This is a genomic window from Streptomyces sp. NPDC056296, assembly GCF_042268605.1.
Taxonomy (GTDB): domain Bacteria; phylum Actinomycetota; class Actinomycetes; order Streptomycetales; family Streptomycetaceae; genus Streptomyces.
This window is the reverse complement of the sequence record NZ_JBHJRX010000018.1, coordinates 123,271-137,368: the sequence shown is the minus strand read 5'-3', so window position 1 is coordinate 137,368 and position 14,098 is coordinate 123,271. Positions and strand designations below refer to the sequence as shown.

The window sequence follows — 14,098 nt, the reverse complement described above, 5'->3', positions numbered from 1 at the left end:
GCGGCACCCGCAGCGCCTGCGGTACCTGCGGCGCCTGCCGCGCCTGCCGCGCCTGCGGCGCCTGCGGCGCCTGCGGTACCTGCGGCGCCTGCCGCGCCTGCCGCGCCTGCGGCGCCTGCGGCGCCTGCCGCGCCTGCGGCGCCTGCGGCGCCTGCCGCGCCTGCGGCACCCGCGGTACCTGCCGCGCCTGCGGCACCCGCGGTACCTGCGGTACCTGCCGCGCCTGCGGCACCCGCAGCACCTGCCGCACCTGCCGCACCTGCCGCGCCTGCGGCACCCGCGGTACCTGCGGCACCTGCCGCGCCTGCGGCACTTGCCGCCCCCGGCATGCTCCCGCCCGCGGTCGCGTTCGTCGGGTGGCGTGGGTGGGGTACCGCCGGGGTCTCCTCGGTGTCGTCGTCGTCCGGGCCGCCGGTGGTGGGCGTCGCGCGGCCGGTACGGGCGGGAGGTACGCCCGTACCGCCGGGGCCGGGGCGGGAGAACGCGTCCCAGCCGGGGCCCCGGTCGGACGAGGAGGCCGCGGGTTGCGCGGTGCGGGTGCCGGCCTGGTCCCAGCGGAGTACGGCACCGCACGCGTCGCAGAAGGACTGGCCCGGTTCCGCGCGGGTTCCGCACTCGGCGCAGTTCTGCGTGGTCATCTCTCCGGGGTCCTTTCGGAGGCGGTCACTTCGACCGTGTAGGGCATGTGGGCGGGGCGGGCGGCGGCGACCAGGGTGTCCAGGCGATGGATGTCGGCCGGGGACGGGTCGGGCAGCCGGAGGGCGACGTGGAGGTGCGGGCGTGGGGTGCCGGGGAACGGGCCGATCGGGCGGGCGTTCCAGTCGGCGCCGCCGCTCTCGGTGATGTCGGGTTCGGCGCCGAACGCCAGCCGTACCGCCTCGGACAGACCGCGCCGGGTGCCGCGTACGCGGTGCAGGCGGGCGGCGGCGGCGACGGCGGCGCGCAGCCGGTCCTCGGGTTCGGTGCCGTCGGTCTCGGCGCCGACCCAGCTGCCGAGCCACTGGGCGAAGTCGGCCGGGGTGAGGGCCGGGTCGAAGTAGGTGTCCAGGCAGTCCAGGACGTTCAGGATCGGGGCGAGGACGTCGTCGAGGCCGCCGACGAAGCGCTGGGCGAGGTCGTCGTCGGCGAAGACGGCCGGCAGCATCGAGCCGATGGGCAGCGAGGAGCCGAGACCGTCGACGGAACCCCGGTGGGACGCGGCCGTCACGCGCCGTCCCCGATCACTCGGACCCGGTGGTCGAAGGAGAAGACCAGGGACGGGGGTTCGAGGTCGATGCGGTCGGTGGGGTCGCCGCGCTTGCCGGTGAGGGGGTCGGCGGGGTGCAGGACGACCTCGTCGACGAGTTCCACGCCGGGCACGCGCTGCAGCACGGCGAAGACCTCGCCGGTCTGCACGGGGCGGCCGAAGGGCCAGCCCTTGCCGTCCGCGCCGCCGGTGAGCGGGTCGAGGTGGCGGTAGAGCGCGTCGTGGGCCTGGCGGCGTACGCGGTCGGTGTCGACGCCGCGGAAGGCGTGCACCGTGGCGACGACGGTGACGCCCTGGTAGTAGGGCGGGCCGACGGCGAGGCGGGTGCCGATGAGGCGGCGTTCGTCGAGGTGGCGGGTGATGCGGCCCAGGAGGGCGTCGCCGGGGACGAGTTGCTCGAAGCGGAGCCGGCCGCCGGGGTCGGGGACGGCCTGGGGAACGACCAGGACGCGGACGGCGTAGGCGCCGTGCTCGCCCTCCTTGCCCTCCAGGCAGGTGATGCGGGCGGTCTCGGGGGCGGCGCGGCGGGCGAGTTCCTCGTAGTCGCGCAGGGTGACGGCGCGCTCCTGGGCGCGCAGGGTGATCGGCGCCCGGAGCTTGGCCTCCTCGACGGTCTCGCCGTCGACGCCGCCGCGGGCGGCCTCGCGGTTGACGACCTCGGAGACGTACGGGATGGAGGTGCGCAGCACCTGTACGGCGCCGCGCGCCACGTTGCCGGCCCTGCCGCCGCCGGTGCGGTAGCGGCGGGCGCGGATGACGGCGCCCTTGGGGGCGGCGGTGCCGTACTGGCGCAGGGAGCCGTCGGGTTCGCGGACGGCGGGGCCGAAGGCGATCCGGCCGGTGGCGGCGTCGAGGGTGATGTGGTGGTCGTGGGGGCCGGAGCCCGCGAAGTGCGGGACGACCTGCCAGTCCTGCCAGCCCTCGTCGTCGGAGGTCTGCAGGAGGACCGGCGGGTCGTCGGCGACCACGGGGGCGTGTTCGAGCCGCAGCCGCTGGCCGGGCAGGCCGGTGGACTCGCCGAGGGCCTCGTCGTACACGGTCTCGGCGTGGATGGCGCCGGTGGTGCCGCCGATGGTGTACGCCTCGGCGGAGTGGATGGTCGGCGAGGTCGTGTAGAACGGCTGACCGGGCAGCGGCTCGGTGACCCGGCAGCGGATCCAGCCGGCCTCGTGGCCGCCGTTGCGGGACAGGACGTGGCCGCCGGGTATGTGGAGCACGATGTCGCCGGGGCGGTTGAGGCCGCCGGTGCCGTCCCGGTCCACCTCGCAGGGCTGCCAGCCGTCCTCGGTCCAGGCCTCCCATACCAGGGGCGGCTGACGGGGGTCGACGCCTACGCCGTCGACGCGGCTGTCGAGTTCCAGGGCGAGCGCGCAGTGCGGGGTGGCGTTGGTGAGGCCGATGAGCATGCAGTCGCCGGGGGCCGGGGCCTCCGAGAAGCACAGCAGGTCCTTGCCCTCGGCCAGGTCCGTGGTCCGGTCGGTGACGGCTTCGCCGCTGTGCTGCACCACCAGGCGGCCCAGCTCGCACGGTACGACGGTCAGGTCGCCCACGGTGGAGAACACGACCGCCTCGTCCCGCTCGGTGCGCAGGGTGGCGACCTCGGTGCCGACCGGGACCAGGATCGCGTCCTCCTGCGGCGCGGACAGCCAGAAGGTGACGTCCGTGCGGGCCGCGGACGGCGGGAAGAGCGTGATGCCGACCAGGTCGAGGAAGGCGAGGTGGTTCTTCTCCGGCACCCGGTTGAGCCGGTAGACGATCTGGTCGGCCATGTGGGCGACCGTCTCGACGAGGGTGACGCCGGGGTCGGAGACGTTGTGGTCGGTCCACTCCGGGGCGCGCTGCTGGATGTAGCGCTTGGCGTCGTCGACGAACTGCTGGAAGCGGCGGTCGTCGAGGTTGGGGGAGGGCAGGGACATCAGCGATCGCTTTCGGGAGAGCCCGTCGGGCCCGCGGGGCCGGCCGGACCGTCGGGCAGGTCCGGCTCGTCGTGGGAGGGGATGACGTAGAACGGGAAGACCAGGCTGCGCGGGTTGTTGGTGCCGCGGATGGAGTAGCGCACGTCGATGTAGAGGACGCTCTGATCGGTGCCGGCGCTGACCTCGACCTCGTGGACCTCGATGCGCGGCTCCCAGCGGTCCAGGCTGGTGTACACCTCGTGCTGGATGCGGCCGGCGGTCTGCTCGTTGACCGGGGCGAAGACGAGGTCGTGGATGGCGCAGCCGAACTCGGGGCGCATCGGCCGCTCGCCCGGGGCGGTGGCCAGCACCAGCTGCATGGCCTCCTCGATCTCCCGCTCGCCGCTGACCAGGGCGATGCCGCCGGTGGGCCCGATACGCAGGGGGAACGACCAACCGGAGCCGACGAACTGTTCGGCCATCAGAGGGCCACCGGTTCCTTTCTGTGTGTCCGCGCGTGTGCCGGTCGCGTCGTCGTCACGGGATCGGGTAGGGCTTGTTGTTGACCAGGACCACGCCGTTGAGCATGAGCGTGGCGGCGCGGATGCCGACGTTGGCGATGGTGTTGAGCTGGAAGGTGGCGCCGCTGGTCATCACGGTGGCGCCGATGGACTTGAGATTGAGGGCGCCCATCGCGTCCACGGTGACGGCGCCGCCCAGTGACTTGAGGTTGACGAGGCCGCGGCCCTGGATGTCGAGGAGCCCGCCGCTCTTGATGGTGAGTCTGCGCCGGGCGCTGAGGGTGAGGTCGGTGCCGGCGTCGATGCTGACCGAGCGGCTGCCGGTGATGCTGACCGAGCCCTTGCTGTCGACGGTGATCTCGGTCTGGGTGCGGTCGAGGTTGATGGTCAGCCGGTCGTCGCCGCTGGCGATCCGGACGCCCTGTTTGCGTCCGCCGGTGCGCTGGCTGAGCAGGTCGACGCGGTTGCCCTGGCGGTCGGACAGGGTGTGCCGGACGGCCTTCTTCTTCAGGCCGTCGTGCAGGGGCACGTCGTTCCTGGTCGGGACGTCCCGGCCGTTGTAGAGCCCGCCGATCACGAACGGATGGTCCAGCGCCCCCCGGTCGAACGCGACCAGCACCTCGTCGCCGACGTCCATGGGGAAGACGCCGCCGCCGGCCACGCCGCCCATCTGCACGCTGCGCGCCCAGTCGCTGACGTAGGTGTTGTCGAGCCAGGGGAACGAGAGCTTGACCCTGCCCTGCTTCAGCGGGTCCTGTACGTCGGTGACGATGGCGTTGGCGACGCTGGGCAGCCGGGCCGCGCTCGCCGGGTCCGTGCCACCGCCGCCGCCCGAGGCGAGCCCGTACAGGGAACGCCACTGGCGTCCGCTGACCGTGATCCAGGTCCGGTAGCCCTCGCTGTCGCCGAAGTGGTGGCGTGCCGAGGTGACGGTGTACTTGCCTTCGAAGGGCTTGCCGACGTCGCTGAGTGCCACGGGCACGCCGGGCCGCAGGTCGGGGCTGCCCTTCACCGCGATTTCCAGCTCGGCGAAGGAGGAGGTGACGTCGGCGGCGAGCGCCTTCGCGGCGTGCCGGACCTCGTCCTGCCGGTCGTAGGGGTGGGCGGTCTCGACGAGCTTGGCGGCCTTGAACTTGGCGGCGGCCTCGCCGGGCGTACGGCCGATGGAGAAGCCCGGGTCGGTCTTGGCGGGCGCGGTCTCGACGATCTTCTTCTTGGTGGTGACGTTCCAGCCGCGCGACTCGACCTCGCCGACCTGGTCGGCGGCGGTCACCGCTGCCCGCAGCCGCGTGATGTCGTGGCGGGCCTGGAGGACGTAGGCGCTCTTGGCGCCCTCGGTCTGCGGGGAGGGCGCGCCGGAGGACGGGTGCAGCTTGACGAACCGGAACTTCCCCTTGAAGTCCACGGACATCACCATGTTGTTCTCGTCGGCGAGGCGGGCCAGGAAGTCCCAGTCGGTGACGTTGGACTGGCTGATGAAGCCGTACGCGCCCTTCGTCGGCTGGATCCGGCCGATGGACACGCCGTCCATGGCGGCGAGTTTGCGGGCGATGTCGGAGGCCTTCTGGTTGCGGTACGCGGCCACGCGGCGCTGGCGCATCATGCGGTGCCCGAAGTCGTAGCCGCGGATCACGGTGTAGCTGCCGGTGCCGTCGAAGTCGGCCTCCATGGCGGTGACCTCGCCGGTCAGCAGGGGTTTGCCGATGCCCTGGCCGTCGGCCACCGGAGTGATGACCACCCTGGTGCCGAAGTGCACGTTCAGCTTGTCGAGGACTGTGCGTTCGGGGTCGCGGAAGGTGAGGCGGAAGGCCGCGGGGACGCCGACGCCCTGGTCGACCCAGCCGTCGACGAGCTTCAGGGCGATGGCGGCGGGCAGCTCCTTGGCGGCACCGATCCGTACCTTGACGACGCTGGAGAACGCGGGACGCACCATCAGTGAGGCACCTCCTCGGCGGCGGGCAGCATCAGTTCGGTGCCGTTCGTCAGGCGGGACGGGTCGTCGATGCCGTTGGCCTCGGCGATCGCCCGCCAGGAGCCCGCGCTGCCGTACTCGCGCCAGGCCAGCGACTGGAGCGAGTCTCCCGCGACGACCCGGTGCACACGCTGTGCGGTGAGCGCGCCGGAGGTCGGGTTCTGCCCCCGGGTCGGGCCCGGGATCTCGACCAGGTGCACCTGGCAGGTGGCGCGGATGGGGATGCCGGTGGCGCTGAAGAGGCTGTACGACGCCTCGACGGACGCGACGTACGCGGTGAACCGGGCCGTGGAGAACGACCCCCACTCGAAGACCAGCCAGGGCGGTGACGGCTGGTCGGCGGCGAGGCTCTTGGCGGTCACCTCGCAGCAGTCCAGCAGCGACTCGACCTTCTTCAGCACGGTGTTGGCGCCCGGTTTCATGGAGGTGTCCAGGAAGATCTCCAGGGTCATCTCCCGCGGCTCGGCACCCAGGAACTCCGGCTTCGCGGCCTCCCGCACGGCTGCCGTCGGGGTCGCGTTCCACTGGGCCCGCCGGGTGAGGGTCAGCTGCGCCGGGTTGAACTCGAAACCGAAGGTACGCATCAGCGCGCCGGGCGTGGTGGACTCCCCGGTGGGCGGCTCGTGGATGGCGAGACTGGCGCGTACGAGGCTCTTGCCGGCGCCCTTGCCGCTCTTTGCCATGGGTCTTCCTCTCTGCTCCGCGGCGCCGTCAGTCGGTGAAGCCGTGGTGGGTGATTTCCAGGACCTCGTTCGCCACGGCCGGGTTGCCGGGGTCGAGGCTGGGGCCCTGCCAGCTGACGGGCAGTACGTCGATCAGCCCCCAGCGGGCGACCAGCGACCCGTCCGCGCGCAGGGCGGAGATCTGCGCGGTCGGCCGCTTGATCCCCGTCTGGATGGAGGAGATCCACTTGGCGACCTTCGCCGTGTCCGGGGTGAGGGGGCGGGTCAGCCGGATGTTGGAGAAGGAGACGCGGGTGGGCAGTTGCCACACGAACCCGTTGTTGCCGCCCTCCTGGCGCTGCTCGATCTCCACCTGGGACGACAGGCCTTCGCACCCGTTCCAGTAGCCGAGGCTCTCGCCGTCGATGGTGAGGGTGAACCAGATCGTGGAGCCCGGGTCCTGGCGGGGCATCGGGGGTGGGCCTTTCTGTCGGGTGTGTCTGGTGTGGCAGGTGCGTCGTGGGGGCGGTGTGGGCGGAGTGGCGGACCGGTGGGCCGGTCAGTGGCGGGGGTCGCGGAGTCTGCCGATCCGTTCGCGGTCCATGCGCAGCTCGGTGCGGACGTGGCGGGTGACGCGGCCGACGATCCGGTGCACCAGTTCGTCCAGCTGGAACTCGGTGAGCTCGCGCGGGTCGAACCCGCCGGCCGGGACCGCCGTGTACGCGGGGGGCGGGTCCTCCTGCGCCGGGGTGGCCTGACTCGGCGAGTACGGGGGCGGGTTGCCGGGCGGTGACGCGCTCTGGGACTCCGGCGGACTGTAGGGGGGCGGCGGGTCGGCCGGGGCGTGCTGGGGCGTCGGGGGCAGCAGGCGGTTCAGGGCCGAGGACACGGTGGCCGCCGCGTGGGCGGCGAGGGCACCGGTGGCGGTGCGGCGCCCGAGGAGGCGTTGGACGGTGGGCGCGGAGGTGGCGTCGGCGTCCGCCGCCGTCGCCGGTGCGCTGACGGGGTGCGGTGGGCCGGGCTGTGACGGTGTGGGTGGCGTGAGGGGGGCCACGGGGAGCGGGGTCGCGGTGGCGGTGGCGCCCGGGGGCGTGGGCCGGCGCAGGGGTACGGCCTTGGTGGGCGTGGGCCGGGTGGAGCGCTGGACGGGGGGAGTTGGCTGGGGCGCGGTCGGCGCGGTGGGCGCGGGGGAGGGGGTGCCTGGGGTCGCCGGTACGGGGGCGGCCTTACCGGTGGCTGCGGCGCGGTGCGGGGGCGGCGGGGGTGACGCCGGGGCCGCTGAGGTGGGGGTGGTGGTGGGTGTGGTGGGGCTCGGGGCTGTGGTCTGCTGGATCGGCGGCGGCGTACGGCCGTCGGTGCGGGGGGTGGTGGAGGCAGGTGCCGGTGCCGGTGACCGCGCGGCGAGTGACGTGGTGTCGGTCGGCGGCGTGCGGAGGGGAGCGCCGAGTGGAGAGCGGCGCGGGGCCGCCGCTCGCTGGACCGGCGCGGGTGCGGACGGTGCCGGGCCGGGGGCCGGGTGTGCGTGCGGGGCGGCAGCGGGCTCCGTGGGCGGGCGTACGGCGGTGGCCGGCGGCCTGGACGAGGTGGGGGCGCCGAGACCCGGTCGGGGCGTCGTGGCGCTGCGCTGCACCGGGTGTGCGGGGTTGGGCGCGGCCGGCTTCTCGATCCCTGGCCGGGAGAGGGGCACGGCGGCGGCCGGTCCGGGGTTCCCCGGGAGTGACCGCTGGACGGTGGGCGGCGCGGAGTCGACGGGGGCGGCGCGGTGGGCGGCGGACGCCGGGTCGGTGGCCGAAGTCGGGCCGGTGGCGGCTGCGTTCGGTGCTTCGGCAGACCGGCCGGTGGAGCGCTGTACCGGGGGCGGGGCCGTGCGCGAGGTCGCGGGGGATGGGCCGGTGGGCGGGTGCGGTGCGGTGCCGGGGGCGGCGGGGGGTGGGGCGTTGTGGGCGCGGCGGACCGGTTCGGGCTGCGTGGGCTGCGTGGGCTGTGTGGCTTGCGAAGACTGCGTGGGCTGCGTGGGGCGCGGTGTCTGCGGTGTCTTCGGTTGGCCGGGGGTTGTCGCCTGCCGTTGGACAGGGGGCTGCGCGCCGGTCGGGGTGGTGGGTCGGCCGGGGGCGGCGGGAGGTGACGAGGGCCGCTGTGCGTCGGTCGCGTCGCTGGTGCCGCGGGAGGTGGTGGCTCCGGGTGAGCTCGGGCCGCTTCCCCTGCCCGCCTGGCTGCCCGCCTGGTTGCCTGACGGCAGGTCGGTGCCGGCCGGTCGGGACGCGGTGGGCGTGCCCGCGCCGTTGTCCGGGGCCGGTACGGGGCCTGTCCGGGCCGCTGCTCGCTGGACCGGCGGGGGTGTGGACGCCGGGTGGGCCGGGGTGCCGGGTGCCGTGTCTGTTCGGGGGGCGCTGCCGCGGGGTGCCGCGTTGGTCCGGGAGGCGCTGCCGGGTGCCGCGTCGCCGGGACCGGCGTCGTGCTTCTCGGGGCTCGCGGGGGAGCGGCCGGGCGAAGACGCCGTTCGCTGGACCGGGGTGCCGGAGGCCGCGGCGCGGTTGGGTGCGGCCGGTGCCCGGTTGGCGGTGGCGGAGGGGCGGTTGAGCGGAGGCATGACCCGTTGGACCGGGGCGCCGGTCGTCGCGCTGCCTGCGACTGGGGGCGCCGGACGGTCGGCCGGCGGGGTGGCTCCCGTGGTCGACGACGACGGCGACGCAGGCGGCGACGCCGCCGCCGGTGTCCGGCCGGTGCGTGAGGTGCCGGTGCCGGTGCCGGTGCCGGGCGTGGGCGTGGTGGGCTGGGCCGCTGCTCGCTGTACCGGGAGGTCGCCGGCGGTGCCGTCGGCTGTGGTGGCCGAACGGCCGGTGGTGGAGGCGGCGTTGGGTGCAGGGGCGCTGCGGGTCGTGCCGGTGGAGGACTGGGGCACCGCCCGGTGCACCGGAAGCTCGCCGGTCGCCCCGCTCGGTGTGGAGCCGGGCTGCGGTACGGCGCGCTGCACCGGCGTGCCGGTCGCCGGGTCGGCGCCGGGTGCGGGCGTTGTCCGGTTGCCGGGCGGGGAAGGGTCGGGCCCGGTGGTGGCGCGGGTGGCCGCGGTGGGGCCGGGCTGCGGTACGGCGCGCTGCACCGGCGCGCCCGGGGCGTCCGGCGAGGGAGTCCGGCGGCCACTGCCGGGCTCGGCCCCGCGAGTGGGGCCGGTGCGGCCGGCCGGTGCCTGGCCGGGCCGCTGCACCGCGCGCTGCACGGGGGTGCCGGCTGCCGTGCCGTCGCCGGAAGCAGCGGAGGTGGAGGTCGGTGTGGTGTGCCGGGCGCCGGTGGTCGGGGCGGTGCCGGGCCGCTGCACCGGGGTGCCGGTTGCCGGGCCGGTGCCGGGAGCGGCGGGGGTGGGTGCCGTGCCGTCGCCGGAAGCCGTGGGTGTGGACGTCGGGGTGGTGTGCCGGGAACCGGTCGTGGGTGCGGGGCCAGGGCGTGGCGTTGTGCGCTGCACCGGGGCGTCGGCTGCCGTACCGTCGCCGGAAGCGGCGGGTGTGGACGTCGGGCCGGCGTGCCGCGCACCGGCGGTCGGGGCGGGGCCGGGGCGGAGTACCGCGCGCTGTACCGGAAGGCCGGACGTGACGTCGCCCCCGGACGGGGTCGCCGTCGGGGCGTCGGTGCCGGTCGGCGGCTGCTGGTGCGGGCGGGCCGCCCGTTGCACCGGAGCACCGGTGGCTGTGGCACCGGTCGGCGCCGTGGCTGTGGCACCGGTCGGCGCCGTGGCCGTGGCACCCGTCGGGGCCGTGGCCGTGGCCGCCCCGGTGCCGGACGGGCGGGCCGGGGAGGTGACCGGGCCCGGGGCCGCGCCGGGTTCCCCTCGGTCACCGTCCGGTGACGACGGTGCCGCTCCCGAGGAGTCCGGCAGGGCGCTGGTCGTCCGGCGGCTCGCGGGCAGGGCCCGGCGCTGCACGGCCGCCGACCCGGACGGGGCCTTGGTCAGAGACTGCCGGGGGCGTGGCGCGGCGGACGGCACCGGTGCCACGCGTACCCCACGGGAGCCCTGGGCCGGCGTGCTCGCCGGTGCCGCGGACGACGCCGGTCCGGCGGGGCGCGCCCATTGGACCGGCGCGGCCGGTGTCGCGGACGCGGCACCGGGAACCGTCGCGGGTGAAGCGGTCGGACCGGGAGCCGTGGGCGCGGACGGCGCCGTCGCCGCCGGTATCGCCCGCAGCGGCGCGACCGGCATCCGCTGCACCGGAGCCGCGCCGGCCGGCGACGCCGACGGCAGTGACCGCACGGGGCGTCCGGGCCCCGCGACCGGTTGCGCCGACTCGCCGAACGTGCCGGACAGCATGCTGCTGCCGGCCGCCGGGTTCAGTACCGCGGGGGACGGCGCCCCGGTGAACGACGGGTTCTGCCAGGTCGGCAGCCGACCGCCGAACCCGGCGTCCGCCACTCCCGTACGCGCGTCCCCCGTCGCCCGCTGGATCGGCGGCAGGCCCGTCCAGGCGGCGACGGCCACGGGCGCGGGCTCGGCGGCCGTACTCGCCGTACTCGCCGTACTCGCCGTACGCGACGCACTCGCCGTACTCCCGCCCGGGTCCGAGCCGGCGGCCCCGGCCGGGGGCGTGTCTCCGCCCCCGGCGCCGCCGCCCCCGGCGCCGTCCCGCAGCCCGTCACGACGGCCTCGCAGCCGGTCCAGGAATCCCACCGATCAGCCCTCCGCCGCGCCACGCGTCACGAGCGACGCGATCTGGTCCGTGTACCGGCGGCGGTCCTGGTGCTCCAGATCCAGGATCGCCTCCAGGCTCCAGTGGAAGTGGTAGGCGACGTACGCGATCTCCTCGTGCAGCCGGTCGGTCGCGTACGTCACGATTCCCCCAGGCGGCTCCCGCCGAGTTCCACCTCGAAGGGCTCCGTGCAGTGCGGGCACTGAACGGCCGCGCGGGTGTGGCCCTCCGCGTTGATCTGACGGTAGAAGTCCTGGAGGAACGCCAGGTCGGAGGCGAACATGTTCTCCACGATCCCGTCGTGCACCATCGTCAGCGTGCCCAGCCGGGTGATGACCCGGCCGAGCAGCACCACCGACAGGTACGCCGGGTTCTCCTGCACCCGCACGTCGCGCAGCGGGATCAGTTCGTCCCGTGCCGTCGACAGGCGCATCACACCGTCCCGGTGGACCGTGCCCGAGTCGTCGACGTAGCCGCGCGGCAGTTCGAAGGGGAACTCGGTGCGCAGCTGCTGCCGCGGTACCGCCTCGGCAGGTGTCTCCGTGGGTGCGACGGCGGGAGCCGAACGGGGGAAGTCCGCTCCCGCCGCCGCGGTCTGGGGGTCCTCGGGGGCCGCGGCGGGCGCCCCGACAGCCGCGCGCCGCATTATTCGATGACCAGTTCTTCGAACACGATGGTGACCGTCTCGGTCAGCGCGGAGGTGTCGCCGGCCTTGACCGCGCTGGCGTCGATCTTGCTGCACCAGGCGTTGCGCAGGTTGTAGCGCTTGACCGGGGTGTCCTCGGAGTCCATCAGGATGATGGAGGCGTTCTTGCGGGCCGTGGACATCCGGCCGTTCATGGAATCGTTGATCCACTGGGTGAACGACGACGACTGGGTCATGCCCCGCACGACGGTGCACTGCCCGTCCTTCTTGTTGCCGGGGAGCACGGCCGTCTCGTGCTTGCCGGTGGTGCTGTTGTTCTGCGGGTACTTGATGACGTCCTGTTCGAGGGTGAGGCCGTTGACCTCGGCGAGGTACTCGACCATCACACCGTCGATCTGGAGCCCGAAGTTGTTCGCTGTGAGGGAGTCACCCGGCATGAGAGCCATGTGTTCGCTGTCCTTCTAGTGATCTGGTGATCTGGCGATCTGGCGATCTGGGAGAGGCGGGGGGAGGGGGCCGGAGAGGCGGCGGACGCGTGTCCTACTCCTCCAGCTCCCCGCTGCCGCTGGAGAACTGGGCCAGCCGGAAGATGACGAACTCGGCGGGCTTGACCGGCGCGATACCGATCTCGCAGATGACCCGGCCGAGGTCGACCGACTCCGGCGGGTTGGTCTCCTCGTCGCACTTGACGTAGTAGGCCTCTGCCGGGCTCTGGCCGAAGAGGGCGCCGCTGCGCCACTCGTTGACCAGGAACGCCGAGACGTTGCGGCGGATGCGGGCCCAGAGGTTGTGGTCGTTCGGCTCGAACACCACCCACTGGGTGCCGATCAGGATCGACTCCTCCAGGTAGTTGAAGTACCGGCGGATGTTCAGGTAGCGCCAGGCCGGGTCGGAGGAGAGGGTGCGGGCGCCCCAGACGCGGATGCCGCGGCCGGGGAAGGCGCGGATGCAGTTGACGCCGATCGGGTTGAGCAGGTCCTGCTCGCCGCGGGTGATCTGGATCTCCAGGTCGACGGCGCCGCGGACGACCTCGTTGGCGGGGGCCTTGTGCACGCCGCGCTCGGTGTCGTTGCGGGCCCAGATGCCGGCGACGTGACCGCTCGGCGGGATCAGCCGGGACTGGCCGGAGGCCGGGTCGAAGGACTTGATCCAGGGGTAGTACAGGGCCGCGTACTTGGAGTCGTAGCCGGCCGTCTCCTGGCGCCAGACGCGGATCTGACGGGCGTTCTGGCCGGGCGGCGGGTCGATGATGGCGACGCGGTCGCCCATCAGCTCGCAGTGCGCGATGAGGCCGAGCTGGACCGCCTTGACGGCCTCCAGGTCGATCGCGCCGCGCTGGTAGGCGGCCATCAGGTCGGGCACCGCGACCATGGAGATCTCGTCGATGGCCTCCAGGCCGCCGAAGCCGGTGCGGTCCGCGGAGTCGCCGAGGTAGTGGGCCGGGCCGGGGTGCGAGCTCTCGCTCTTCTCGACCGGGGCGGCGGGGGCGGCGGCCGGCGGCGCCGGCAGGGTCAGGCTCTGGTTCTCCGGGCGGGCCAGCTGCGCGGTGGGCGCGGCCTCCGTCACGGTGATGAGCTTGGAGCGCTCCTTCACCTGGGTGACGACGTAGGAGCGGTTGCCCTTCTTGGCGCTCACGTCGAACGTCTCGACCGGCTTCTCGCCGTCCTTGACGATCAGCTTGAAGCGCTCGGCGGGGCCCTCGCCCTCGGGGTCGGCGACCTCGACGGACAGCGGGCCGTGCTGCCCGGCGGCGTTGGCCGTCACGGCGAACGTGCCGAGCTGCTTCGGCTCGGCGCCCGGCAGCGCGGCCGGGGCGGCGGTACCCGTCACCGCGGCGGGAGCGGACGTACCGTCCGAACCGGCGACGGCGTCCTCGGCGGAACCGCCGACGCGGACGACGTACGCGGCGCTGCCGCCGTTGTTGAAGAACCCGTAGACGGAGTGCGCGAGGTAGTACCCGTCGGTGAAGTCACCGAAGGCCGCGACGTACTGCGTCCAGTTGGTCACCAGCGTGGGCTCGTTCAGCGGGCCGGTCGGCGCGAGACCGACGAAGGCCGCCACCGAGGTGCCCACTCCCTCGATCGGGCGCGAGCCGCTGGCCACCTCCTCGACGTAGACGCCGGGCGACAGGTAGGACGGCATGCTCTGCTCTCCTCGGGGTACGAGACAGGACGCCCCTCACCCTCGCGCGCGCGTTGCTCCCCCCGAAACGCCCCGGGGTGCCGGAGTGGGGGCACCGACCTTGCCCCCGGCTGTGCCCGTTGGGGCAGGCCGGGGCGTTCGGCCGCTGGTGGGAGCCCCGACACCGCGTCCGACACCGCCTGTTGGGGACGCTTTCGTTCGATCTTCACCCTGTGGCCGGTCCCCGTTCATGAGTTAGCCTCCCGGCCTGGCCGGGCTCCGCACCACGCCGAGCCCGCGCCGGTTCTCGACGGCCGGCGACGAGGGGACGGGGCCGACGCCTCGTCGGGCAGGGGCGT

12 protein-coding genes are annotated in these 14,098 nt (G+C 74.3%); all 12 read right to left on the bottom strand.

Annotated features, from left to right (window positions below; genetic code table 11):
- Positions 1 to 295: hypothetical protein (locus ACFCZF_RS15985; RefSeq protein ID WP_376672149.1), on the bottom strand; the 295-nt coding region annotated here is incomplete at its 3' end.
- Positions 296 to 634: 339 nt separating this feature from the next.
- Positions 635 to 1,144 carry a phage tail protein gene (locus tag ACFCZF_RS15980; protein WP_376672153.1) on the bottom strand — a complete coding sequence of 170 codons (510 nt, stop codon included), beginning with the start codon at positions 1,142 to 1,144 and terminating at the stop codon, positions 635 to 637.
- A 59-nt stretch (positions 1,145 to 1,203) separates the two neighbouring features.
- On the bottom strand, positions 1,204 to 3,162 hold the full coding sequence (locus ACFCZF_RS15975; protein ID WP_376672148.1) for a putative baseplate assembly protein: 1,959 nt from the start codon (positions 3,160 to 3,162) through the stop codon (positions 1,204 to 1,206).
- Complete coding sequence (locus ACFCZF_RS15970; RefSeq protein ID WP_376672147.1) at positions 3,162 to 3,623, bottom strand: GPW/gp25 family protein; 462 nt, start codon at positions 3,621 to 3,623, stop codon at positions 3,162 to 3,164. The genes ACFCZF_RS15975 and ACFCZF_RS15970 overlap by 1 nt, the downstream gene beginning before the upstream one ends.
- A 55-nt stretch (positions 3,624 to 3,678) precedes the next feature.
- The gene (locus ACFCZF_RS15965) at positions 3,679 to 5,595 is read right to left on the bottom strand and encodes a VgrG-related protein (protein WP_376672146.1); all 1,917 of its coding nucleotides are present in this window, start codon (positions 5,593 to 5,595) and stop codon (positions 3,679 to 3,681) included.
- Entirely contained in the window at positions 5,595 to 6,317 is a 723-nt protein-coding gene (locus tag ACFCZF_RS15960; RefSeq protein ID WP_375913046.1) for a LysM peptidoglycan-binding domain-containing protein, read from the bottom strand. Before ACFCZF_RS15960 ends, ACFCZF_RS15965 begins: the two co-directional genes overlap by 1 nt.
- A gap of 28 nt (positions 6,318 to 6,345) precedes the next feature.
- Positions 6,346 to 6,768, bottom strand: a complete 423-nt coding sequence (locus tag ACFCZF_RS15955) for a phage tail protein (protein WP_375913043.1) — start codon at positions 6,766 to 6,768, stop codon at positions 6,346 to 6,348.
- A gap of 87 nt (positions 6,769 to 6,855) precedes the next feature.
- Positions 6,856 to 10,953, bottom strand: a complete 4,098-nt coding sequence (locus tag ACFCZF_RS15950) for a hypothetical protein (RefSeq protein WP_376672145.1) — start codon at positions 10,951 to 10,953, stop codon at positions 6,856 to 6,858.
- A 3-nt stretch (positions 10,954 to 10,956) separates the two neighbouring features.
- Positions 10,957 to 11,115 (bottom strand): DUF6760 family protein, encoded by a 159-nt coding sequence (locus tag ACFCZF_RS15945; RefSeq protein WP_167392550.1) that lies wholly within the window; start codon positions 11,113 to 11,115, stop codon positions 10,957 to 10,959.
- Complete coding sequence (locus ACFCZF_RS15940; protein ID WP_375913036.1) at positions 11,112 to 11,618, bottom strand: hypothetical protein; 507 nt, start codon at positions 11,616 to 11,618, stop codon at positions 11,112 to 11,114. The genes ACFCZF_RS15945 and ACFCZF_RS15940 overlap by 4 nt, the downstream gene beginning before the upstream one ends.
- Complete coding sequence (locus ACFCZF_RS15935) at positions 11,618 to 12,064, bottom strand: phage tail protein (protein WP_053133134.1); 447 nt, start codon at positions 12,062 to 12,064, stop codon at positions 11,618 to 11,620. The genes ACFCZF_RS15940 and ACFCZF_RS15935 overlap by 1 nt, the downstream gene beginning before the upstream one ends.
- Before the next feature lie 94 nt (positions 12,065 to 12,158).
- The gene (locus ACFCZF_RS15930) at positions 12,159 to 13,760 is read right to left on the bottom strand and encodes a phage tail sheath subtilisin-like domain-containing protein (RefSeq protein ID WP_376672144.1); all 1,602 of its coding nucleotides are present in this window, start codon (positions 13,758 to 13,760) and stop codon (positions 12,159 to 12,161) included.
- Positions 13,761 to 14,098 lie beyond the last annotated feature (338 nt).